The organism is Dokdonella sp. (assembly GCF_041395345.1).
Classification (GTDB): domain Bacteria; phylum Pseudomonadota; class Gammaproteobacteria; order Xanthomonadales; family Rhodanobacteraceae; genus Dokdonella.
This window is the reverse complement of sequence record NZ_JAWLAR010000003.1, coordinates 57,696-81,129: the sequence shown is the minus strand read 5'-3', so window position 1 is coordinate 81,129 and position 23,434 is coordinate 57,696. Positions and strand designations below refer to the sequence as shown.

General features: G+C 59.4%; 16 protein-coding genes, 2 tRNA genes and 3 rRNA genes. 17 read left to right on the top strand and 4 right to left on the bottom strand.

The features are described 5' to 3' along the window. Positions 1-101 precede the first annotated feature (101 nt). The 4 genes from R3F00_RS03765 to R3F00_RS03750 all read left to right on the top strand — a co-directional run bounded on the left by R3F00_RS03765 (position 102) and on the right by R3F00_RS03750 (position 4,860). Positions 102-920: an SDR family oxidoreductase gene (locus R3F00_RS03765; protein WP_371280376.1), complete on the top strand. Its 819-nt coding sequence runs from the start codon at positions 102-104 to the stop codon at positions 918-920. Positions 921-1,292: 372 nt separating this feature from the next. Further along, complete coding sequence (locus R3F00_RS03760; protein WP_371280375.1) at positions 1,293-1,958, top strand: hypothetical protein; 666 nt, start codon at positions 1,293-1,295, stop codon at positions 1,956-1,958. Between the two features lie 30 nt (positions 1,959-1,988). Beyond that, on the top strand, positions 1,989-3,563 hold the full coding sequence (locus R3F00_RS03755) for a long-chain fatty acid--CoA ligase (RefSeq protein WP_371280374.1): 1,575 nt from the start codon (positions 1,989-1,991) through the stop codon (positions 3,561-3,563). 82 nt (positions 3,564-3,645) lie between these two features. After that, positions 3,646-4,860: an aspartate aminotransferase family protein gene (locus tag R3F00_RS03750; protein ID WP_371280373.1), complete on the top strand. Its 1,215-nt coding sequence runs from the start codon at positions 3,646-3,648 to the stop codon at positions 4,858-4,860. 15 nt (positions 4,861-4,875) lie between these two features. Here the strand turns inward: R3F00_RS03750 and R3F00_RS03745 are convergent, their stop codons facing one another. The 3 genes from R3F00_RS03745 to thiE are packed head-to-tail and all read right to left on the bottom strand — an operon-like array spanning position 4,876 to position 7,914. Further along, positions 4,876-6,009, bottom strand: a complete 1,134-nt coding sequence (locus R3F00_RS03745; RefSeq protein WP_371280372.1) for a PLP-dependent aspartate aminotransferase family protein — start codon at positions 6,007-6,009, stop codon at positions 4,876-4,878. Next, complete coding sequence (hemL, locus tag R3F00_RS03740) at positions 6,006-7,289, bottom strand: glutamate-1-semialdehyde 2,1-aminomutase (RefSeq protein WP_371280371.1); 1,284 nt, start codon at positions 7,287-7,289, stop codon at positions 6,006-6,008. Before hemL ends, R3F00_RS03745 begins: the two co-directional genes overlap by 4 nt. A gap of 16 nt (positions 7,290-7,305) precedes the next feature. Then, complete coding sequence (gene thiE, locus R3F00_RS03735; protein ID WP_371280369.1) at positions 7,306-7,914, bottom strand: thiamine phosphate synthase; 609 nt, start codon at positions 7,912-7,914, stop codon at positions 7,306-7,308. A 100-nt stretch (positions 7,915-8,014) separates the two neighbouring features. Here thiE and R3F00_RS03730 point away from each other — a divergent pair, with 100 nt between their 5' ends. The 6 genes from R3F00_RS03730 (at position 8,015) to rrf (ending at position 14,418) form a co-directional block, all read left to right on the top strand. Beyond that, positions 8,015-8,200, top strand: a complete 186-nt coding sequence (locus tag R3F00_RS03730; RefSeq protein WP_371280368.1) for a rubredoxin — start codon at positions 8,015-8,017, stop codon at positions 8,198-8,200. A 913-nt stretch (positions 8,201-9,113) separates the two neighbouring features. Next, positions 9,114-10,636 (top strand): 16S ribosomal RNA (locus tag R3F00_RS03725). Between the two features lie 125 nt (positions 10,637-10,761). Continuing rightward, a tRNA-Ala gene (locus tag R3F00_RS03720) sits at positions 10,762-10,836 on the top strand. A 131-nt stretch (positions 10,837-10,967) separates the two neighbouring features. Further along, a tRNA-Ile gene (locus R3F00_RS03715) sits at positions 10,968-11,044 on the top strand. A gap of 185 nt (positions 11,045-11,229) precedes the next feature. After that, positions 11,230-14,093: ribosomal RNA gene (locus tag R3F00_RS03710) — 23S ribosomal RNA — on the top strand. A gap of 210 nt (positions 14,094-14,303) precedes the next feature. Continuing rightward, a 5S ribosomal RNA gene (rrf, locus tag R3F00_RS03705) occupies positions 14,304-14,418 on the top strand. The 16S, 23S and 5S rRNA genes sit together here with 2 tRNA genes alongside, the layout of an rRNA operon. Positions 14,419-14,697: 279 nt before the next feature. Here rrf and R3F00_RS03700 read toward each other — a convergent pair. Continuing rightward, positions 14,698-15,633, bottom strand: coding sequence for a carbohydrate kinase family protein (locus R3F00_RS03700; RefSeq protein ID WP_371280366.1), 936 nt, complete (start codon positions 15,631-15,633; stop codon positions 14,698-14,700). A gap of 316 nt (positions 15,634-15,949) precedes the next feature. Here R3F00_RS03700 and R3F00_RS03695 point away from each other — a divergent pair, with 316 nt between their 5' ends. The 7 genes from R3F00_RS03695 (at position 15,950) to R3F00_RS03665 (ending at position 23,405) form a co-directional block, all read left to right on the top strand. After that, positions 15,950-16,996: a rod shape-determining protein gene (locus R3F00_RS03695; RefSeq protein WP_371280365.1), complete on the top strand. Its 1,047-nt coding sequence runs from the start codon at positions 15,950-15,952 to the stop codon at positions 16,994-16,996. 19 nt (positions 16,997-17,015) lie between these two features. Further along, the gene (gene mreC, locus R3F00_RS03690) at positions 17,016-17,948 is read left to right on the top strand and encodes a rod shape-determining protein MreC (protein WP_371280364.1); all 933 of its coding nucleotides are present in this window, start codon (positions 17,016-17,018) and stop codon (positions 17,946-17,948) included. Then, complete coding sequence (gene mreD, locus R3F00_RS03685; RefSeq protein WP_371280363.1) at positions 17,945-18,436, top strand: rod shape-determining protein MreD; 492 nt, start codon at positions 17,945-17,947, stop codon at positions 18,434-18,436. Before mreC ends, mreD begins: the two co-directional genes overlap by 4 nt. Next, a complete protein-coding gene (gene mrdA, locus R3F00_RS03680) occupies positions 18,433-20,310 on the top strand; it encodes a penicillin-binding protein 2 (RefSeq protein WP_371280362.1) in 1,878 nt (625 codons plus the stop codon). Before mreD ends, mrdA begins: the two co-directional genes overlap by 4 nt. Next, entirely contained in the window at positions 20,307-21,425 is a 1,119-nt protein-coding gene (rodA, locus tag R3F00_RS03675; protein ID WP_371280361.1) for a rod shape-determining protein RodA, read from the top strand. The genes mrdA and rodA overlap by 4 nt, the downstream gene beginning before the upstream one ends. An 85-nt stretch (positions 21,426-21,510) precedes the next feature. Continuing rightward, positions 21,511-22,512, top strand: a complete 1,002-nt coding sequence (gene mltB, locus R3F00_RS03670; RefSeq protein ID WP_371280360.1) for a lytic murein transglycosylase B — start codon at positions 21,511-21,513, stop codon at positions 22,510-22,512. Next, positions 22,509-23,405, top strand: a complete 897-nt coding sequence (locus tag R3F00_RS03665) for a septal ring lytic transglycosylase RlpA family protein (protein WP_371280359.1) — start codon at positions 22,509-22,511, stop codon at positions 23,403-23,405. The genes mltB and R3F00_RS03665 overlap by 4 nt, the downstream gene beginning before the upstream one ends. The last annotated feature ends 29 nt before the right edge of the window (positions 23,406-23,434 follow it).

Below are 23,434 nucleotides of genomic sequence, written 5' to 3'. Positions count from 1 at the left end.
CTTGCCTTGAAACTCGAGGCACCGTCATCGATTGACGCCGCCCGTCGCGATACTCCAATCTCCCTATCCCGATTTTCCATGCCCGAACCCCGGAGAGCTGCATGAGCACACTGAAGGGAAAGACACTGTTCATCACTGGCGCTTCGCGCGGGATTGGTCTGGCGATTGCAAGACGCGCCGCCGCGGATGGTGCAAACATCGTCATTGCAGCCAAGAGTGCAGTGGCCAATCCCAAGTTGCCGGGAACCATCTACACCGCCGCGGCCGAAATCGAAGCGGCTGGCGGTCAGGCCTTGCCGCTGATGGTCGACATTCGCAGTGATGAAAGCGTGCATGCAGCCGTGAATGAGGCAGTGGGTCGATTCGGCGGCATCGATATTCTCGTCAACAATGCCAGCGCGATCTGGCTTCGCGGCACGGAAGATACTCCGATGAAACGCTTTGACCTCATGCATCAGGTCAACACGCGGGGAACATTTCTCTGTTCGCAGGCGTGCCTGCCGCACCTCAGGAAGGCGGAAAATCCGCATATCCTCGTGTTGTCGCCCCCGCCCAGCCTCGACACGAAATGGTTCGCACCCCATGTGGCCTACACGATAGCCAAGTACGGCATGAGTCTGTGCGTACTCGGCATGGCTGCGGAATTCCGCGACGACGGGATTGCGGTCAACGCCTTGTGGCCAAGGACCTTGATCGCGACAGATGCCTTGAACATGATTCCGGGGGTCAGTACCCAGAATGCCCGCAAGCCCGAGATTGTCGCCGATGCCGCGCACGCGATTCTGATCAAGCCCAGTCGTGAGCAGACAGGCGGATTCCTGATTGACGATGCGGTGCTTGCCAAGGGCGGTGTTACCGATTTCGACCAGTACGCCGTTGCGCCGGGGCATCCCTTGCTGCCCGATCTGTTTCTGGACTAGGGCAACGCTGAACAAGTGGCGCAACCGTCACGACGTCTGTCTGCGTGCAGATCGCGGCGCGCTGACGCAGATGGACCGGCCGTCCTTCAAGGCAGCGCAACAAGGAGCTGCGCGCAGACAGGCGTCGCCTGACCGATTGATTCTCTATTGAAACAGGTGGCTTTCAGAAGGCCCGCCAGCCGCACCGCGAGTCTTGCCAAGGCCACCCGCCTTCACTTCGCCTCGCAGCACGACTGGCAGACCTTCTGAATGCCATGACGATTGTGCCACTTGTTCAGCGTTGCCCCAGGGCAAATTGATGGGCGTTGCCTCAGCCATGGCGCTTTCGGCGAAGCTCGACTAGGATCAGGAAATTCAAGGGAGAAAGCCTGGATGCGAACGAAGACGCGCCTGATGACGCTGGCCAGCATGGTTCTGGTTGCCACCTGGGCGCAGCCAACGGTCGCGCAACTGCTCTTTCACCAGGGCTTCGAGACCTGCTGGGATCCTGGCCAGACCAAGGCGCAGTTTCTGGAAACAATGCGCACGAGCATCAATGGGACAAGTGCCTGCATTCCTTCTCAATCGGGCAGCCAGACCGGCGTCACCTATTCCGTGTGCGCAACCCCGAACGGGTGTGGTACGGGAGTGGAAGGCTGCCCGGTCTCGATCAGCGCAGGGAGTTTTTCCGGCGACTTCGTGAATGGACTTTTCACAGGCCCCGGCTCGGCGGCCAATATCACGGTTCCGATCACGACCAACATTTTCCCGTCCTGCTCGATCAGTCTCAATTCGATCAGCCTGGGTTACACCCTCGACTACCTCATGCAGACCGATGGTGTTGACGGTGTCTACAGCGTGGACCTGATGCCTCCGGGTGTTGTCATCAGCAACTACTTGCTGACCAACATCGATTGCAACGCAACCCTGTTCAGCCTGATCGGCGGCAACGTTGCTGCGGCAGTCACTGCGGCCGAAGCGAACGCCTCGGCGGCCATCGAGCCCGCGCTTCGATCCAACACCCTTGGGCAGTCGATCTGCCCGCTCTCGTCGCCCTGATCCGGGGAAGAACCACCAGGAGTCCCTGCCTTGCTCAACCTGTCCGCCGTCCTGGAATCCAGCGCTCGCGATTTTCCCGATCGAGATGCCGTTGTCCTCGGCGATTTACGGCTGAGCTATTCCGCAATCGATGCTGCGGCGAACCAGGTTGCCAACCTGCTCGTGCGGAACGGCATCAAGCCCGGCGACAAGGTCGCGCTGAGCTGCCCGAACCTGCCGTACTTTCCGATCATCTACTTCGGCATCCTCAAGGCAGGAGCCGTTGTCGTCCCGCTGAACGTCTTGCTCAAGCATGACGAAATCGCCTATCACATCGGTGATGCCGAAGTTCGCATGTATTTCTGCTTCGAGGGGTCGTCGGAGCTCCCCATGGGCAAGGAAGGCTGGGCTGCTTTCGAAATGGTGGAGACTTGCGAGCAATTCTTTCTGGTCACCGCCGATCCTGCGGCGGCTTCGCCGATCGAAGGCGCGCAGACATTCTCGAGCGCGGTGAGTGATTTGCCTGCGCTGTTCGATGCGCACATCAGCGATTCCGGAGACACGGCCGTCATCCTCTATACGAGTGGCACGACCGGGCGCGCCAAGGGTGCAGAGCTCTCTCACGCCAATATCATGATGAATGCCTTCGCATTGACGCGGCTGTTTGGCGAACATCCGCAGGGCCACGACAGAATCCTGATCGTGCTGCCGCTGTTTCATACCTTCGGTCAGACCGTGCAGATGATTCTGGGATTCCTGCAATCGGCAACCTTGATATTCATGCCGCGTTTCGAGGCCAGGGGCGCGCTGGCGCTGATGCAGTCCGAGCAGGTGACCTGTTTCGCCGGCGTGCCGACCATGTACTGGGGTTTGCTGAATGCATTGGATGACACCATTGACGTGGTGGGGATCGCCTCGCGGTTACGCATGTCGGTGTCGGGGGGCGCTGCGTTGCCGCAGGAGATCCAGAAGGAATTCATGCGGCGTTTCAACATTCGGATACTGGAAGGCTATGGTCTTTCGGAAACCTCACCTGTGGCGACCTTCTCGCGAAAGGACATGCCGCTGAAGGTGGGTTCGATCGGCGTGCCGATCTGGGGTGTGCAGGTCAAGCTGATCAACGACGACTGGAGCGAAGTCAGCAAGGTCGGAGATATCGGCGAGATCGCCGTGCGCGGACACAACATCATGAAGGGCTACTTCAGGCGCGATGCCGAGACGCGTACGGCGATACGTGATGGCTGGTTTCGAACCGGTGACCTTGCACGTCGCGACGAAGATGGGGCCTATTTCATCGTCGATCGCAGCAAGGACATGATCAACCGCGGTGGATTCAATGTCTATCCGCGCGAAATCGAGGAACTGCTGGTGACCCACCCGGCCGTTTCCCTGGCCGCGGTTGTCGGCATCGGGGATTCCGAATATGGCGAGGAGATCAAGGCCTTCGTGATTCTGAAGCCCGGTGCCGATGTCAGCGAAAGCGAGCTGATTCAGTGGGCACGCGAACGCATCGCCGCCTACAAGTATCCACGCAGCGTCGAGTTTCGCGAGAGCCTTCCGATGACCGCATCGGGCAAGATCCTCAAGCGCGAGCTGGTCGCTGGCGAGCGCGCCTCGAGAGAGTGAGCGCACCGGGTCGAAGCCAGCTTGCGCGGAGTGAAATTGCAGGACATGCGAACATCGACAGGCAAGCTGCGGAAGTGCCGGCGTGAACGCTGAGTCGCCACTGATCGCTGCGGCGCAACGCAGCCTGCTACCCGTCTATCGACAGCGGAAAATGATCCTCGAGCGTGGCCTCGGCTCGCGTGTCTGGGACCAGGACGGCCGCGACTATGTCGATTTCACAGCGGGGATTGCGGTCAGCGCGCTCGGCCATGCCGACCCGGATATTCTTGAGGCGCTGACTCATCAGGCGGGAAAACTCTGGCATACCAGCAACGTCTATTATTCAGAACCGCCGATTCGGCTGGCGCAAGAGCTGCTGGGGGCAAGTGGCTTTGCCGAGCGGGTCTTCTTTTGCAACTCGGGCGCCGAGGCCAATGAGGCTGCCATCAAGCTCGTCCGAAAGCACGCCGCAGACCGGGGCAGACCGCCCGAGCGTCGCGTGATCCTCACGTTCGAGGGCGCATTTCACGGCCGTACCCTCGCTACCGTCACGGCTACTGCTCAACCGAAATATCAGCAGGGTTTTGAGCCGCTGCCAGCGGGATTCCGCCATGCGGCCTTCAATGACACTGGCGCTCTTGATCACGTCCTGAGAGATGATGTCGCCGGCGTTCTGGTCGAGCCAATTCAGGGCGAAGGTGGGGTGGTTTCGGCCGATGCCGCATTCCTGCACGAGCTGCGCCGGCGCTGCAATGCCCTCGGCGCCTTGCTGGTGTTCGATGAAATCCAGTGTGGCATGGGTCGAACGGGGCGATTGTGGGCGCATCAGTGGCCGCAGGTGATCCCCGATGTCATGACCCTGGCCAAGGGCCTGGGCTGCGGGTTCCCGATCGGCGCGATGCTGGTCGGCACCAGTGCCGCGCAAGCCATGCAGTTCGGTTCGCATGGGACGACATTCGGCGGCAATCCGCTGGGCGCTGCCGTCGCCCGGGTTGCCCTGAGAAAACTTTCCTCGCCCGATCTGCTCGCAAACGTGCAGCGGCAATCCGCGGCATTGCGTTCGGGACTCGAAAAACTGGGTGCGGAATCAGGCGCCATTAAGTTGGTAAGGGGAAGCGGGCTGATGCTTGGCGCAGTATTGGCACCTGCGTTCGAAACGCGTGTCGATGAAATACTCGATGCGGCTGCGCGCGAAGGCCTCTTGCTGCTGCAGGCCGGTGCAGGTGTGTTGCGCTTTGTGCCGGCGCTCAACATTGGTGAAGATGACATCGCTGAGGGTTTGGCGCGACTGGGCCGGGCAATTCGGCAGCTTGTCTGAACGCATTCCTGCAGCCTAGGAAAGCGCTGCCTCGAGGTCGGCGATCAGGTCGTCGACATGTTCCAGGCCTACGGACAGGCGCAACAGATTGGCCGGCGAAACGGGATCGTTGCCCTCTACCGAGGCGCGGTGCTCGATCAGCGATTCGCAGCCGCCGAGCGAGGTCGCGTTGGTAAACAGGCGCAGTCGTCCAGCCATCGCCAGTGCAGCGGTCTTGCCGCCACGCAATTCGATGCTGAGCATGCCGCCGAAATCGCGCATCTGCCGCCTTGCCACATCATGACCCGGATGCTTCGGCAATCCGGGATAGTTGACCCGCTCGACAGCCGGATGGCCCGAAAGAAATTCGCTCACTGCTCGCGCATTCGCGCAGTGCATGGCCATGCGCGCCGGAAGCGAACGACACCCGCGCAGCGTCAGCCAGGCACTGAACGGTGCCAGCGTAGCCCCGGTGACATGCACGCGATGGGCCACGCGGTCGTGCAGTTCGTCGGCCCTGGCAAAGACCAGGGCGCCACCGAGCACATCACTGTGTCCACCGAAATACTTGGTCGTGGAATGCATGACGACATCGGCGCCGAGTGCCAGCGGCTGCTGCAATACGGGCGAAGCGAATGTGTTGTCGCAAACCAGCAGAGTACCGTGAGCGTGAGCAATCCCCGCGATTGCGGCGATGTCACTGATTGTCATGCGCGGGTTTGACGGTGTTTCGACCCAGATCAGATCGATTCCTTCTGCACATGCGGCCTGCACGGCGTCGGTATTGGCCATGTTGACCGTGACGACCTTGATCGCGCGCTGCGGCAGGAACTCGGCGGCCAATATCCTGAGCCCGGTATAGCAGTCATCCGGAATGGCGATGCGTGAGCCGGCTGGCAACGATTCGAGAAGGTTGCTGATTGCGGCCATGCCCGACGCGAATGTAAGTGCACGGGCTCCGCCCTCGAGAGCCGCTATGGCGTTGCACAGTCGGTCATTGGTCGGGTTGCCTTCGCGCTGGTACTCGTAGCCTCCAACGCGTTCACCCGCAGGTCCGTGGCGAAACGTCGTGGCCAGATGAATCGGCGCGACGACAGCGCCCGTTTCCGGGTCGGATTCCCCGCCGGCGTGTACGGCCAGAGTGTGCTGGTGAAGGTTCAGCTTTTTCATGCGCGTAGTGAGGCAAATGCGTTTCGGGCTGCCCTGAGTGTATCGGCAATGATGCTCTCGTCGTGCGCCATGGACATGAAACCCGCCTCGTAGGCCGCGGGGGCAAAAAAGACGCCCTGCTCGAGCATGTTCCGGAAGAAGCGATTGAACAGTGTGCGATCCGCCGCTGTCGCCTGCGCGTAGGTTTCTATTTTCTCCTTGCTGAAGAACAGGCCGAACATGGCCCCGACACGCGTGGTCGTGAAATCGATGCCTTCGCCGTCTGCGAGTGCCTGCAGGCCGTCGGTCAGCAGGATGGTGCGACGTGTCAGTTCTGCATGGAAACCGGGGGCCTGCACGAGTTCCAGCATCGCCAGGCCCGCAGCCATGGCGACCGGGTTGCCGCTCAGGGTTCCAGCCTGGTAAATCGGTCCGGCGGGTGAGACCTGCTGCATGATTTCGCGCTTGCCACCATAGGCACCCACCGGCATGCCCCCACCAATGATCTTTCCCAGCGTAGTCAGATCAGGGGTGATGCCATAGTGGGCCTGCGCACCGCCGAGGGCGACGCGGAAACCGGTCATGACTTCGTCGAATATCAGCAGCGTGCCGCTTTGCGTGCACAGATCGCGAAGATGTTGCAGGTAGCCCTCGCGCGGCGGCACGCAGTTCATGTTGCCTGGAACCGGCTCGACGATCAGGCCGGCGATTTCGCTGCCCGACTCCTTGAACATCCTGCTTGCGGCTTCAAAATCGTTGAATGGCAGGGTCAGGGTCAGGTCGGCAAGAGCCTTGGGCACCCCGGGTGAGGTGGGTGTGCCCTGGGTCAGGGCGCCTGAGCCGGCCTTGACCAGAAATGCATCACCATGGCCGTGGTAGCAGCCCTCGAATTTCACGATGCGTGGACGGCCAGTGAAGCCGCGAGCCAGTCGGATGGCCGACATCGTGGCTTCCGTCCCGGAGTTGACCATGCGCGAGACTTCGATCGACGGGATCAGCTTGCTGATCGTCTCAGCCATTCTCACTTCGGCCTCGCAAGGCGTGCCGAAGGAAAGGCCATTCTCGATTGCGCGCGCAACGGCATCGCGAACCGCAGGATGGTTGTGGCCGACGATCATCGGTCCCCATGATCCGACGTAGTCGATGTATCGCTTGCCTTCGACATCCCAGAGGTAGGGGCCGTCTGCTCGCCGGGTGAAAAACGGTTCTCCACCAACAGCATTGAAGGCGCGTACCGGGGAGTTGACGCCACCCGGCATCAGTTCGAGCGCGCGTTGGAACAGTTCATGGTTGGAGCTCATGGAATTCTCGACGGGATCAGGAAAAGAGGCGGCTGAATTGGCGGGCGGCAGATTCGATGTCCACAGTGTCGAACAGCGCACTTATGACGGCGACACAGTCTGCGCCTGCCTGTATCAGCTCCAGTGCATTGTCCGGGCTGATGCCACCAATCGCCACCCTCGGGATGCCGAGGTCCGCTGAATCTCGCAGCAGGTTCTGGCTGGCGATACGCGCGCCGGGCTTGGTCGAGGATGGGTAGAAGGCACCAAACGCCACGTAGCTGGCGCCCTGCGCGGCCATTTGTCGCGCGCGCGGGAGCGAGTCGTAGCACGAAACGCCGATGATGGCGTCGGTCCCGAGTCGCTCCAGCGCCACCCCAATGTCGACATCATCCGTGCCCAGGTGCACGCCGGCGGCGCCGCACTCCGCAGCGAGATCCACATCGTCGTTGATGATGAGCGGAACGCCGAAGCGGGAGCAGAGCTGCACGAGGTTGGCGGCCTCCCTGCTGCGGCGGTCGCGATCCGGAGTCTTGTCGCGGTACTGGACTATGCGTGCGCCGCCAGCCAACGCGGCACGCACGGCCGGTTCCAGGTCCGCACGCGGACCATTGGTGATGGCATATAGCCCCTGTAGTCGAATCATCCGTCATCTGCCGTGGCCACGCTTTTCGCGAACTGCGCAAGCTGACACAATGATAAGCGCAGTGCGCAATGCGCCTCCCCAATTCATTTCCCGAACAGACATGACTCAGCCGGAAACCCCCTATCGAACGTTCATGTGCGTGGTCTGCGGACTCCTCTACAACGAGGCAGAGGGCTGGCCGGACGACGACATAGCGCCGGGTACGCGCTGGGAAGACGTGCCCGAGACCTGGACCTGCCCGGATTGCGGCGTGACCAAGTCGGATTTCGAGATGATCGAAGTCTGAGAGATCGCCTCTTCGCACGAATCGCCAGAAGACCGTCAGATTTCTTCTGCAAAAAGTCTTGTCATGTAGCTGGATGTGCCTCTGCCGATGCTTGACTGATATCCGGTCAACAAGCGCCAGATCGGCGAAGGTGGTTCCAGTGCGAGTTTTCGTCCCCGTGGAAGACGCTCCGACCGGATGGCATACCGCGCCGCTTGTTCCCTATCAGTGCGGCCTTGCCTGTGAGCATGCCCTGCGCCGAGCGCAGCGGTCGGAGATGTGGGCACAGTTCGCCATGATGGATGCCGGCTGGAATCGGCGGCACGGGTCGACTGCTGCCGATCAGGATGGCACTGGTAGAGTCCTCGGCTAGAAGTGTTTCGCGGGTGGTCCGGACCGTCTGATATTGCCTGGCGCATGATCGGAGCGCAGATCGAAAGCGGCCCCATGACCGGGTTTGCGGTCCGTGCGCGCGTCCGGTCGAGCAGTTGAACGGGCTGGAATCAGAAGGCCCTGGCTTGTGTTTCGGATTATTTTCCCGAAACCGCTTCCCCAAACCCCCGCCTGCGGTTAGGATGCGCGCCCCGCCGAGTCAGGGCCGCTGGAAGGGGTCGTGATTGGGGGTGGGTTGGCAGGCTGAGACGCTGCGGGATGGGGTGTCGCAGGGTGTTGACGGTTAGAAAAATGGTTGTATGATGTGCGGCTCGCTGACGACGAAAGGTGGTCAGGTGCCGGGATGCAAATTCCGGCGACGCGAAGGTTCTTTGACAGTGTGCGCAGGTATCTTGTGTGGGCGCCTTGGTGTGGACGAAAGTCCAAAGCATCAAGAACGTCCAAGCAAGATCAAGCAAAAGCTATAAGCCATAGTTTGAGAAAGCTTGGGTTAAACGTTCAGGAACAAACCGGAAGGGGCAACCCGGAAGGTTAGAAGGTTCAACTGAAGAGTTTGATCCTGGCTCAGAGTGAACGCTGGCGGCAGGCCTAACACATGCAAGTCGAGCGGCAGCGGGTCCTTCGGGATGCCGGCGAGCGGCGGACGGGTGAGGAATGCATCGGAATCTACCCTGTTGTGGGGGATAACGTAGGGAAACTTACGCTAATACCGCATACGACCTACGGGTGAAAGTGGGGGACCTTCGGGCCTCACGCGATTGGATGAGCCGATGCCGGATTAGCTAGTTGGTGGGGTAAAGGCCTACCAAGGCGACGATCCGTAGCTGGTCTGAGAGGATGATCAGCCACACTGGAACTGAGACACGGTCCAGACTCCTACGGGAGGCAGCAGTGGGGAATATTGGACAATGGGCGCAAGCCTGATCCAGCCATGCCGCGTGTGTGAAGAAGGCCTTCGGGTTGTAAAGCACTTTTGTTGGGGAAGAAACCGACCGGACTAATACTTCGGTTGAATGACGGTACCCAAAGAATAAGCACCGGCTAACTCTGTGCCACAGCCGCGGTAATACGAAGGTGCAAGCGTTACTCGGAATTACTGGGCGTAAAGCGTGCGTAGGCGGTTAGTTAAGTCTGCTGTGAAAGCCCTGGGCTCAACCTGGGAACTGCAGTGGATACTGGCTAGAGTGTGTCAGAGGATGGTGAATTCCCGGTGTAGCGGTGAAATGCGTAGAGATCGGGAGGAACACCAGTGGCGAAGGCGGCCATCTGGGACAACACTGACGCTGAGGCACGAAAGCGTGGGGAGCAAACAGGATTAGATACCCTGGTAGTCCACGCCCTAAACGATGCGAACTGGACGTTGGGCACACTTAGGTGCTCAGTGTCGAAGCTAACGCGTTAAGTTCGCCGCCTGGGAGTACGGTCGCAGACTGAAACTCAAAGAAATTGACGGGGCCCGCACAAGCGGTGGAGTATGTGGTTTAATTCGATGCAACGCGAAGAACCTTACCTGGCCTTGACATGTCCGGAATCCTGCAGAGATGCGGGAGTGCTCGGGAATCGGAACACAGGTGCTGCATGGCTGTCGTCAGCTCGTGTCGTGAGATGTTGGGTTAAGTCCCGCAACGAGCGCAACCCTTGTCCTTAGTTGCCAGCACGTAAAGGTGGGAACTCTAAGGAGACTGCCGGTGACAAACCGGAGGAAGGTGGGGATGACGTCAAGTCATCATGGCCCCTACGGCCAGGGCTACACACGTACTACAATGGTCGGTACAGAGGGTTGCGAGCGCGAGGTGAAGCCAATCCCGAAAGCCGATCTCAGTCCGGATCGGAGTCTGCAACTCGACTCCGTGAAGTCGGAATCGCTAGTAATCGCGAATCAGCATTGTCGCGGTGAATACGTTCCCGGGCCTTGTACACACCGCCCGTCACACCATGGGAGTGGGTTGCTCCAGAAGCAGGTAGCGTAACCGCAAGGGGCGCGCTTGCCGCGGGTGGTTCATGACTGGGGTGAAGTCGTAACAAGGTAGCCGTATCGGAAGGTGCGGCTGGATCACCTCCTTAAGAAATGGCTTCGCCGCGTCAAGGCGTCCACAAGTTACCTGCATTCAGAGTTCCGGTTGATCGCTGATCAACGCGGGAGCGTCGTGATTTGGTGTGTGGGGTCGTCCTCGCACAGTCAGACACCTGGGGCTTTAGCTCAGCTGGGAGAGCACCTGCTTTGCAAGCAGGGGTCGTCGGTTCGATCCCGACAAGCTCCACCATCGATGGGCTTTGGCGCCGGATTTTGGGTCGCTGGCAAAGGGGCCGCCGGAGCGAACGAGGGAGCGTACATCAGTACGTGACCGAGTGAGCGACCAAGGCTGCCGTCCAGCAGGCCAAAGACAAGCCAAGAGAGTCTGTAACTCAGGTGGTTAGAGCGCACCCCTGATAAGGGTGAGGCCGGAGGTTCGAGTCCTCCCAGACCCACCACTCTGAATGTACTGCGTACACACTTTATTTAGAAACGACCTGGCGTTGAGGCCAGCGTTGTGATCTTTGAAAACTTGGGACGTAATAAGCGTTTTGGCTCGAACGAGTCGAACGTGTCGTTGAGGCAAGTAGGCGAAGTAACACGAGTGGTTTGCGTGTAATCCCGAGGTAACTTGGGGTTATATGGTCAAGCGACTAAGCGCATACGGTGGATGCCTTGGCGGTCAGAGGCGATGAAGGACGTGGCAGCCTGCGAAAAGGGCCGGGGAGCTGGCAACAAGCATTGATCCGGTCATGTCCGAATGGGGAAACCCACTCCGCAAGGAGTATCCCGCGCTGAATACATAGGCGTGTGGAGGCGAACTCAGGGAACTGAAATATCTCATTACCTGAAGGAAAAGAAATCAACAGAGATTCCCTCAGTAGCGACGAGCGAACGGGGAACAGCCCAAAAGTTGCGCCAGTTCTAGAAGAAGGGTCTGGAAAGGCCCGCCATAGACGGTGATAGCCCGGTATTCGAAAGGGCTGGTGCGATGAAAGTGAGTAGGGCGGGGCACGTGAAACCCTGTCTGAACATGGGGGGACCATCCTCCAAGGCTAAATACTCCTGACCGACCGATAGTGAACCAGTACCGTGAGGGAAAGGCGAAAAGAACCCCGGAGAGGGGAGTGAAATAGAACCTGAAACCGTATGCGTACAAGCAGTCAGAGCCCCTTCGTGGGGTGATGGCGTACCTTTTGTATAATGGGTCAGCGACTTACGTTGTGTGGCGAGCTTAACCGTCTAGGGGAGGCGAAGGGAAACCGAGTCTGAATAGGGCGCATAGTCGCACAGCGTAGACCAGAAACCGGGTGATCTATCCATGCCCAGGGTGAAGGTCCGGTAACACGGACTGGAGGCCCGAACCCACGTCTGTTGCAAAAGACGGGGATGAGGTGTGGATAGGAGTGAAAAGCTAATCGAACCCGGAGATAGCTGGTTCTCCTCGAAAGCTATTTAGGTAGCGCCTCGTGTATCACTGCTGGGGGTAGAGCACTGTTATGGCTAGCGGGTCATTGCGACTTAGCAAACCATTGCAAACTCCGAATACCAGCACGTGCAAGCACGGGAGACACACGGCGGGTGCTAACGTCCGTCGTGAAAAGGGAAGCAACCCAGACCCGCAGCTAAGGTCCCAAAGTCATAGCTAAGTGGTGAACGAAGTGGGAAGGCATAGACAACCAGGAGGTTGGCTTAGAAGCCACCCTTTAAAGAAAGCGTAATAGCTCACTGGTCGAGTCGGCCCGCGCGGAAGATTTAACAGGGCTAAGCTATGCCGAAGCTCGGGGTTTGCTCTTAGAGTAAGCGGTAGAAGGCGTTCCGTACGCCTGTGAAGGTGGATCGTAAGGTTGCTGGAGGTATCGGAAGTGCGAATGCTGACATGAGTAACGATAAGGGGGTGAAAAGCCTCCCCGCCGAAAGCCCAAGGTTTCTAGCGCAACGTTCATCGGCGCAGGGTGAGTCGGTCCCTAAGGCGAGGCGGAAACGCGTAGTCGATGGGAAGCTGGTTAATATTCCAGCACTTTATCGCAGTGCGATGGGGGGACGGAGAAGGGTAGGTGTACCGGGCGTTGGTTGTCCCGGGGAAAGGAGGTAGGCATGAGGCGTAGGCAAATCCGCGTCTCTTTATGCCGAGCACCGGACAGTCCTTTTAGGACGAAGTCACTGATCCCACGCTTCAGGAAAAGCCTCTAAGCTTCAGCTGCGATAGAACCGTACCGTAAACCGACACAGGTAGGCAGGGTGAGAATCCCAAGGCGCTTGAGAGAACTCGGGTGAAGGAACTAGGCAACATAGCACCGTAACTTCCGGAGAAGGTGCGCCCAGGAGTGTGGCTCCATGCGGAGCTGAGCATTCTTGGGCCGCAGTGACCAGGCCGCTGCGACTGTTTATCAAAACACACAGCACTCTGCAAACACGAAAGTGGACGTATAGGGTGTGACACCTGCCCGGTGCCGGAAGGTTAATTGATGGGGTCAGCCGCAAGCAGCTCTTGATCGAAGCCCCGGTAAACGGCGGCCGTAACTATAACGGTCCTAAGGTAGCGAAATTCCTTGTCGGGTAAGTTCCGACCTGCACGAATGGTGTAACGACAGCGGCGCTGTCTCCACCGAGACTCAGTGAAATTGAAATCGCTGTGAAGATGCAGCGTTCCCGCGGCAAGACGGAAAGACCCCGTGAACCTTACTACAGCTTTACACTGAACTTTGAATTCGTCTGTGTAGGATAGGTGGGAGGCTTTGAAGCGCGGACGCCAGTTCGCGTGGAGCCAACCTTGAAATACCACCCTGATGTGCTTGATGTTCTAACCTGGGTCCGTAATCCGGATCGGGGACAGTGTATGGTGGGTAGTTTGACTGGGGCGGTCTCCTCCCAAAGAGTAACGGAGGAGCACGAAGGTTGGCTAATCCTGGTCGGACATCAGGAGGTTAGTGCAATGGCATAAGCCAGCTTAACTGCGAGACGGACAGGTCGAGCAGGTACGAAAGTAGGTCATAGTGATCCGGTGGTTCTGAATGGAAGGGCCATCGCTCAACGGATAAAAGGTACTCCGGGGATAACAGGCTGATACCGCCCAAGAGTTCATATCGACGGCGGTGTTTGGCACCTCGATGTCGGCTCATCACATCCTGGGGCTGTAGCCGGTCCCAAGGGTATGGCTGTTCGCCATTTAAAGTGGTACGCGAGCTGGGTTCAGAACGTCGTGAGACAGTTCGGTCCCTATCTGTCGTGGGCGTTGGAGGTTTGAGAGGGGCTGCTCCTAGTACGAGAGGACCGGAGTGGACGAATCCCTGGTGTTCCGGTTGTCACGCCAGTGGCACTGCCGGGTAGCTATATTCGGAAGCGATAACCGCTGAAAGCATCTAAGCGGGAAGCGCGCCTCAAGATGAGACCTCCCGAGCCACAAGGCTCCTGAAGGAACCATGAAGACTACGTGGTTGATAGGGTGGGTGTGTATCGCAGTAATGCCGAGCTAACCACTACTAATGATCCGTGCGGCTTGACCATATAACTCCAAGTTGCTTCATGTGTGCATCGCTGCACGAAGAAGCGGTTCCAGACCGCACTTCTCTGAAAGCCTCTCGTTGACGCTTTCTTGCAGCATGAACACAGCTACAAGCCTCAGCAACACAGAAAACTCTCGAGCCAAAACGACTTATTACGTCCCAAGACCCCCTGTGAGACTGGCGCATACCCATGCGCTGTCTCCACCGCTTGCTCAGCGAACATAGCGCTGTGGAACCACCCGATCCCATCCCGAACTCGGAAGTGAAACGCAGCAGCGCCGATGGTAGTGTGGCTCAAGCCATGCAAGAGTAGGTCATCGCTGAGCGCTTTATCCCAACCCCGCAGGAGTCCTCCTGCGGGGTTTTTTATTGCCCTCTTGCAGCCGGCGGCGCAGCCGCGCGAACTGCAATCAGGGCCCGGTAGGGGCGAGTCTCAGACTCGCCCGCTCTCAGGCCAGAAGACAGGATCGATTGACCAGGCGGGTCTCGGGTTCGCCCCGACACACACGCAGACATGAAGTTCGGATCTTGATTCACTGCGCCAATGCAAACTACCGGGTCACGCACTCAACCCGAGTGGCCCTGCCGTTGGTTGCGTTGACCGATCAACTCAACGAATAGCCAAACTGCTGCTTGAACTGGTCGGAGAACTGTCGGTAGTCGAAGCGCTGGTTCTGTGTGCCGGGGTGCTCGACCTTGAGCGCGCCCATCAGGTTGCCGATGCGGCCGATCGTCATCCAGTCGTAGCCCTTCATGATCCCGTGGATCAATCCAGCCCGGAATGCATCTCCACAGCCCGTGGGGTCCGTGATCCTGCGTTCGTGGGCTGGCGGTATGTCGAGGCACTTCTCGTCGGCATGGATCCTTGCGCCGCGCGGTCCGCAGGTGGTGATGTAGGCTTTGACACGCTTCGCAATATCGGCTTCGTTCCAGCCGGTGCGCTCCTGGAGCAGGCTGGACTCGTAGTCGTTGACGGTTACGTAGTCAGCCTGTTCGATGAAATGTCGCAGCTCCTCGCCATTGAACAGCGGCATGGCCTGACCCGGATCGAATATGAACGGGATGCCGCATTCGACGAATTCGCCGGCGTTCTGCAGCATGCCATCCCGACCGTCCGGACTGACGATACCGAACTTGATGCCCTCTACCTCGCGAACATGGTTTTCGTGGGAGCGCATCATGGCGCCGGGGTGGAAGGCTGTAATCTGGTTATTGTCGTGGTCGGTCGTGATGAACGCCTGGGGCGTGAACAGATCATCCAGTTCCTTGACCTGGTCGAGACGGATCCCGCATGCCTCGAAGTGTTCGCGATAGGGCGCAAAATCCTGGCCAACGGTGGCCATGGGCACGGGCTCTCCGCCCAGCAGCTTGAGGTTGTAGGCGATATTGCCGGCACAACCACCAAACTCCCGACGCATGCGAGGCACGAGAAACGACACGTTCAGAATATGGACCTTGTCCGGAAGAATGTGGTTCTTGAACTGGTCCGGAAAGACCATAATGGTGTCGTACGCAAGCGAACCGCAGATCAAAGCCGACATCTTTTGCCCCTGATTTTGTCATTGCTGCACGGCCATTGCCTTCCGGTCATGATCCGGAAAAGCTCAAATGGACGGCAAAGGAGGGGAATCTTGCCCGACTTTGGGCAGGGAAGCACGTCTGTGCATACGATCGGTCCGCGCGCCAGGCAGGGTGCAAGGCAACCATATGGTGATCCACGTGGCTGGAAGTCGTCCCTCGCTTGTCAAAAAGGCTTGAAATAAGCCCTTCTTAACGGCGAATTGGCTTGCCTGAGTGGATGGCCGTCTCTAAACTGTCGCGTTCTTTGCGGCTCCACTTTTCAGGTCAAGTTTTCTCATGTTCAAAGGCTTGCGCGGTCTCTTTTCCAACGACCTGTCGATTGATCTCGGCACGGCCAACACACTGATCTACGTACGCGGCCAGGGTATCGTGCTCAACGAGCCATCGGTTGTGGCGATCCGGCAGGACCGCGGCCCTGGAGGCCCGAGAAGCGTTGCTGCAGTCGGCTCGGATGCCAAGAAAATGCTCGGGCGAACTCCCGGCAATATCGTCACCGTCAGGCCACTCAAGGATGGCGTCATTGCCGACTTCTCGATGACTGAGGAGATGCTCAAGCAGTTCATTCGAAAAGTGCATCGTTCGCGCATGTTCAGGCCCAGCCCTCGCGTGCTGGTCTGCGTCCCCTGTGGTTCGACTCAGGTCGAACGTCGTGCGATCAAGGAATCGGCCGAAAGCGCTGGCGCTCGCGACGTGTTTCTCGTCGAGGAGCCCATGGCGGCTGCCATCGGTGCAGGCATTCCGGTGGGTGAGGCACGTGGTTCAATGGTGCTGGATATCGGCGGCGGCACCTCCGAGGTTGCAGTCATTTCCCTGAACGGCATCGTCTACTCGCAATCGGTACGAATCGGCGGTGATCGTTTCGATGAAGCCATCATCAACTATGTACGTCGCAATCACGGGACGCTGATTGGCGAGGCGACAGCCGAGCGCATCAAGATGGAAGTCGGATGTGCGTTTCCGCAATCGGACGTCAAGGAAATCGAGGTATCCGGCCGCAATCTGGCCGAGGGTGTACCGCGCATGTTCACGGTCAACTCGAATGAAATTCTGGAAGCGTTGCACGAACCGCTTTCAGGAATCGTCAGCGCGGTGCGAAGCGCGCTTGAACAGACGCCACCGGAGTTGTGTTCCGATGTAGCTGAACGCGGCATCGTGTTGACTGGGGGCGGTGCACTGCTGCGTGATCTCGACCGTTTGCTCTCCGAAGAAACGGGGTTGCACGTGCATGTGGCTGACGAGCCACTGACGTGCGTTGCCCGCGGTGGTGGGCGCGCTCTCGAGCTGGTCGACCAGCACGGTGGTGACTTCTTCGCTCCCGAGTAGGATCAGGTGAGTTGCGCTCATGGCGCTTGCAGCTCCTGACAAGGTTTCCCTGTTTGCTGAAGGCGCAGTCAGCACGCTGCGCCTGATCGCCTATCTGACCCTCGCCATGATCGTCATGGTGATCGATCACCGTGGAGCCTATCTCGAACGACTGCGCACGTTTTCAAGTGCCGTGGTCGAACCGGTCTATCGATTTGCTGCACTGCCCTCCGATGTGGCGCGTGCGGGACGCCTGGCCATCGCCACCCAGAGCCATCTCGTGGACGAGAACCGCAGTTTGCGCGAGGCGCTGCTGCTGGCCCAGGTTCGACTCAACCGGATGTCTGCTCTATCTGCCCAGAACGACCGCTTGAAAAAGCTGCTCGACGTGCAAAACGAACTCGGCCTCGGGGTCCAGCTTGCACGGCTCATCAATATCGATCTCGACCCTTTCAGACATCGCATCGTCCTCGATGCCGGTGCTGCCCAATTCATCGAAGTAGGTCAGCCGGTACTGGATGCGCACGGAATCATGGGCCAGATTGTCGAAGTCTTGCCACGCACTTCGGTGGCCATGCTCGTCACCGATCCGAGCCATGCGATACCGGTGATGATCGAGCGCACGGGCCTGCGCACTATTGCCTATGGAACAGGCGCGATTGACCGGCTGCAATTGCCAAACGTGCCCATGAGTGCGGACATCAAGGTCGGCGACTCGCTGGTCACCTCCGGTTTGGGCGGGCGCTTTCCGGTCGGATTTCCTGTAGGCGAGATACTGGAAATCAGCAATGACGAAAGCGGCATGTTTGCGGCGGCCATTGCCCGACCGGCAGCGGCGCTGGATCGCAGTGGCGAAGTCCTGTTGCTGCAGGATTTGCCGCAGCCGATGGGTCCGCCGGCGCCGGTTGCGCCTACAGAACAGAAGCCTCTCGAAGGTGCCAGCAGCTTTCAGGAAGGCGTCCAGGCGCAATGAACAGGAAACGCACCGAACTGCTGATTTTCATAGCCAGCATTCTTCTGGCGTTCGTACTGCAGTTGACCCCGTTGCCACAGGCGATATTGCCGTTCAAGCCGTACTGGATTGCGCTGGTCGTCATCTACTGGGCGATTGAGGCGCCGCATCGAATAGGACTGGGCCTTGCTTTTCTGCTCGGGATTTCCGGCGACATCCTGACGGGCCAGTTGCTCGGTGAGCAGGCGTTGCGACTGGTCATACTTGCGTTCATCGTGTTGCGTTTTCGTTCGCGTCTGCGCTTCTTTCCGATGGGACAGCAGTCGCTGGCCGTGCTCGCATTGCTGCTCAATGATCGCATCGTGGTCCTGATGATCCGCGGTTTTTCGGGAGACCCGATACCGGCCGTGGGTTTCTGGATCGCGCCGCTCTTCGGCATGCTGGCCTGGCCTTTTGTATTCCTTCTGCTCGATGACCTGCGGGCACGCGTGCGTTCAAAAGAGTCATGAAATACCGGCCGATCAAGGACACGCGCAAGGAAGCGGCACAGTTTGTACGCCGGGCACTGACGGGCTTCTTGATCATCTTCGCGGCGCTGACCATTCTCGGTGTTCGCTTCTGGTTTCTTCAGGTTGCCAAGCACGAGGAATACCAGGCGCGTTCGGACGCAAATCGCATTCTCACCCGGCCGCTGGCGCCGGCACGCGGGCTTATCTATGACCGCAACGGTGTATTGCTGGCTGAAAACATCGCGGCCTTCCGCCTTGAAGTCGTGCCCGAGCAGGTGGCCGACATCGACACCTTGCTGGTGGATCTGCGCGACACGATCGGGATCACTGACGACGACATCGAGCGATTCAAGGCCCTGGTCAAGAGCAAGCCTTCCTACCAGAGCGTGCCTCTGCGCCTGAAACTCACCGACGAGGACATCGCATTATTTGCAGTCAATCGATGGCGCTTTCCGGGCGTCGACGTCGTGCCATACCTGACCCGCTACTATCCACGGGGAAAGGTATTCGGTCACCTGGTCGGCTACGTCGGGCGCATCGATGCAGCCGACGTGAAGCGCCTGGATGCCGCGCGTTACGCCGGCACGACGCATGCCGGCAAGACCGGAATAGAGCGTTCTTATGAAGATCTGCTGCATGGCGAGCCCGGCTATGAGCTGGTTGAAGTCAACGCGGATCGGCGACCGTTGCGGGTGCTCGAGCGGGTGGCGCCAACCCCGGGACAGAACATCTACCTGACTGTCGACACGCGCATTCAGGAGGCGGGCGTCAATGCATTTGCCGGAAGACCGGGCGCATCGGTTGCCATGGATCCGCGCAATGGTGAAGTGCTGGCGATGATCAGCGTGCCCAGCTTCGATCCAAACCTCTTCGTCAACGGCATAAGCCAGACCGACTACAACGCATTGCTGCACTCGCCGGACAAGCCGCTGCTTGATCGTGCCTTGCGCGGAAGCTACGTTCCGGGCTCCACGATCAAGCCGTTTCTCGCAGCGGCAGGGCTCGAGCTTGGTTTGCGCCGCCCCTCGGACACGACGCTCTCGACTGGCGAGTTTCATATTCAGGGACAGAAGCGCGGCTATCGCGACGTGCGCGCGGGCGGCCACGGCAGGGTCGATCTGGTCGAGTCGCTGGCCCAGTCAGTCAATGCCTACTATTACTCGCTGGCCCAGGACATGGGCATTGAGCGCATGACCGAAACCATGGCCAAGTTCGGTTTTGGTGCGCCCACCGGTATCGACCTGCTCGGCGAAAGCAGCGGCGTATTGCCGTCGCGTGAGTGGAAAAGGGAGCGCATGAATGAAGCCTGGTATCCCGGAGAGACGGTTATCGCGGGAATCGGACAGGGATTCTGGGTCGTGACGCCGGTGCAGCTTGCGCATGGTGTAGCCATGTTGGCGGCAGGAGGAATTTCGCACAAACCGCATCTGCTTTATGCAACGCAGAAGGGCATCGGCGATGCGCCGATACGTGTCGAGACCAAGCCGGGGGGGGAGCCGTTCTTCAAGGATCCTTCCAATTGGGAAGCTGTACGGGCGGGCATGATCGCGGTCGTCAACGGACCCACCGGCACGGCGCGGACCATGGGCAACAGCTTTCCCTATGTGATCGCGGGCAAGAGTGGCACGGCTGAGAGATTCTCCCGCACCAACGAAACCTGGCAGCACATCTCCCAGGTTGCCGAGGAACGTCACCAGGTCCTGTTCGAAGCCTTCACGCCCGCTCTGGAGCCGCGCATTGCGGCAATCGTGGCGCTTGAGGCCGGTCGTGGCGGCGGCCGGGATGCTGCTCCGGTTGTCCGGCACATGTTCGATGCGTGGTTGTTCTCCGAGTCGCCGGCCGCGATCGAGCCGAGCGTGGAATCGGTCCGATGACAGCAAGTGTCTTCGACCGAATCCGCTATCGAGCTGCCTCGATCATCCGCAGGCCACGCTTCGACTTGCCGTTGCTGGGAGCCCTGTTTCTGCTCGCCATGATCGGGCTCGCCACGCAATACAGCGCCAGCGACCTGAATGGCGACCAGGCCATGGCCCAGGGTATTCGCCTGCTGCTGGGTGGTCTTCTGATGGTTGCGATTGCCAGAGTGCAGCCGTCAAGTCTGCGCAACTGGACGCCCTGGCTCTACGCCGGCAGCATTGTCCTGTTGATACTCGTCGCCGTACTTGGCGAAGGGCGGGGCGCTGATCGCTGGCTGGACCTTCGCTTCGTGCGCTTCCAGCCTTCCGAATTGCTCAAGTTGAGCATGCCGATGATGGTGGCCTGGTATCTCAACCAGCGTCCGCTGCCACCGGGATGGGGCAGTCTGGCTGGCGTGCTGATATTGATTGCCATTCCAGCCGGCCTGATTGCCAAGCAGCCTGACCTGGGCACGGCCCTGCTGATCATCGCAAGCGGCCTCTTCGTCGTGTTTCTGGCCGGTCTGGCCTGGTGGCGCATCGGCCTGATCGTGGGAACTGTCGCCGCAGCGGCTCCGATTGCCTGGCATTTCCTGCACGAATACCAGCGCAATCGCGTGCGCATGTTGCTGGATCCCGAATCCGACCCGCTGGGCCTGGGCTGGCACATCATCCAGTCGAAAATCGCGGTCGGTTCCGGCGGCCTCTGGGGAAAGGGCTGGCACATGGGGACCCAGTCCCGGCTCGAGTTCCTGCCGGAGCACACCACCGATTTCATATTCTCGGTGTTTGCCGAGGAGTGGGGCCTGATCGGCGTCCTGCTGCTGCTGGCATTGTATGTCTTCATCGTTGGTCGCAGCTTGTGGATTGCGGCCAATGCAAAGGACACCTACTCAAGGCTGCTCGGCGGCTCGATCGCAATGGCGTTTTTTGTCTATGTCATGGTCAACGGCGGCATGATCACGGGTATCCTGCCCGTTGTCGGGGTGCCCCTGCCCCTGGTCAGCTATGGCGGGACATCCGCAGTCTCGTTGCTGGCCGGTTTCGGGGTTCTCATGTCGATACACGCGCAACGCCGACGAGTAGCCGCATGAGCACCCGACGCGATACCCTATTTGTTGTCCCTACAAAGGCTGTCCGAACTTGAAATTGAGGCATTGGATCCTTCCAGGCGTGGCCATGGCTCTTGCCCTGGCAGTTGCGGGTACGGCTGTGGCGGCCAATGCGAAAGCGACGAAGGTTCTCGCCCGCCCCCAGCTCGATGTCGATCCCGAGTACCGGGAATTTGCGCGTGAGCTCCATCAGGATGACGGTCTTGTGGAAGCCGAGGTGCTCGCTACGCTGGCCAAGGCCAGGGTGCAGCAAAGCATCCTCAACGCGATTTCCCGGCCGGCTGAAGCGACCAAGGCGTGGAAGGATTATCGACCGATTTTTCTGACCGACAAGCGGATCAATGAGGGAGTTGCGTTCTATCAGGGAAATCGTGAATTGATCGAACGTGCAGCGAACGAGTTCGGTGTGGCCCCGGAGATCATCGTCGCCATTATTGGAGTGGAAACCAGCTACGGCCAGAACTTCGGCAGCTACAAGGTGCTTGATGCGCTCGTCACGCTGGCATTTCACTATCCACCCCGTTCAAAATTCTTCCGCGGCGAACTCCGGCAGCTTTTCCTGCTCGGCGACTCGCGCATGGCCTACCCGATCGACGAACTGGTTGGCTCATACGCCGGTGCCATGGGTTGGGGTCAGTTCATCCCAACCAGCGTGGCCAACTTTGCTGTCGACTACGATGGCGACGGTCGCATCGATCTATGGAACTCCCTGCCGGATATTGTCGGTAGCGTGGCCAACTATTTTTCCGTTCACGGGTGGACGGCTGGACAACCGGTCGCGATCGAGGCCACCGCCGCCGCCAACGCACGCAGTATCGAAGCCAACGGACTTGAGCCTGTCTATCCGATCGAGCAGATGCGTGCCTGGGGGTATGAGCCGGCAGAAACCGTCGATGCCACTGCTCTTGCTACCTTGCTCAAGCTTGAAGGCAGCAAGGGCAACGAAGACTGGCTGACGTTCCACAACTTCTATGTCATCTCGCGCTACAACCGCAGTCCCCTGTATTCGATGGCGGTCTGGCAGCTGTCGCAGGAAATTGCCCTCAACGCCGTCGACAAGACACCGTGAGCAAGCGGTGGTTGCTGCTGGCGACGATTTTCCTGCTGGCGGCTTGCGCTTCGAGGAAACCGCGTGAATCGTCGCCTCCGCCGAAGCAGCCCGCGGCTTCGAGTCAGCGAGCGCCGGTACCGGAAACCAGCCTGCCTCAATCGAGTCGCTATCGAAACTCCAAGGATGGCGGACCCGCGGCGCCGGAGGTGGATGTCAGCAAGCTCGTCGAGCCGGTGCCAAGGCGCGAACCCAAATCGCGCTATGGCAACAAGTCGCCATACAGCGTGCTTGGCAAGACCTATACGGTCCTGCCCGATTCGACCGGATATTCCGAGCGCGGCATTGCTTCGTGGTACGGCAACAAGTTCCACGGCTACATGACTTCAAGCCTCGAACCCTATGACATGTACAAGTTCACTGCCGCGCACAAGTCGCTGCCCCTGCCGAGCTATGTGCGCGTGACCAATCTCGACAATGGCAAGAGCGTCGTGGTCAGGGTCAATGATCGCGGGCCGTTCCATGAGAGTCGCATCATTGACCTGTCTTATGCGGCTGCGGTGCGCATCGGTGTCTGGCCAAAAGGCACCGGGCTGGTTGAGGTCCAGGCACTGGACCCGGAACATCCGGCTGCGGAACCGTCATCGTCCTCTGCGGTCACAGGGGCGGACGGCGACGCGCGAATTTTCCTTCAACTCGGTGCGTTCTCGGATCGTGCCAATGCGGAACAGGTCGTGAAGAAGGTCGAGCGCGCTGGGCTGGGCACGGCCAGAATTGTCGCTACACGTATCGACGATCGCGAAATCCACCGCGTCCGACTGGGTCCGATCGATTCGGTGGCGCGAGCCGACTCGCTCGTCGAGCGCATCGAATCGTTGGGCCTTGGCACGCCGCGAGTCGCGATCGATGATTGATCTCCGTTACCGCCGATTCACCGATTTCA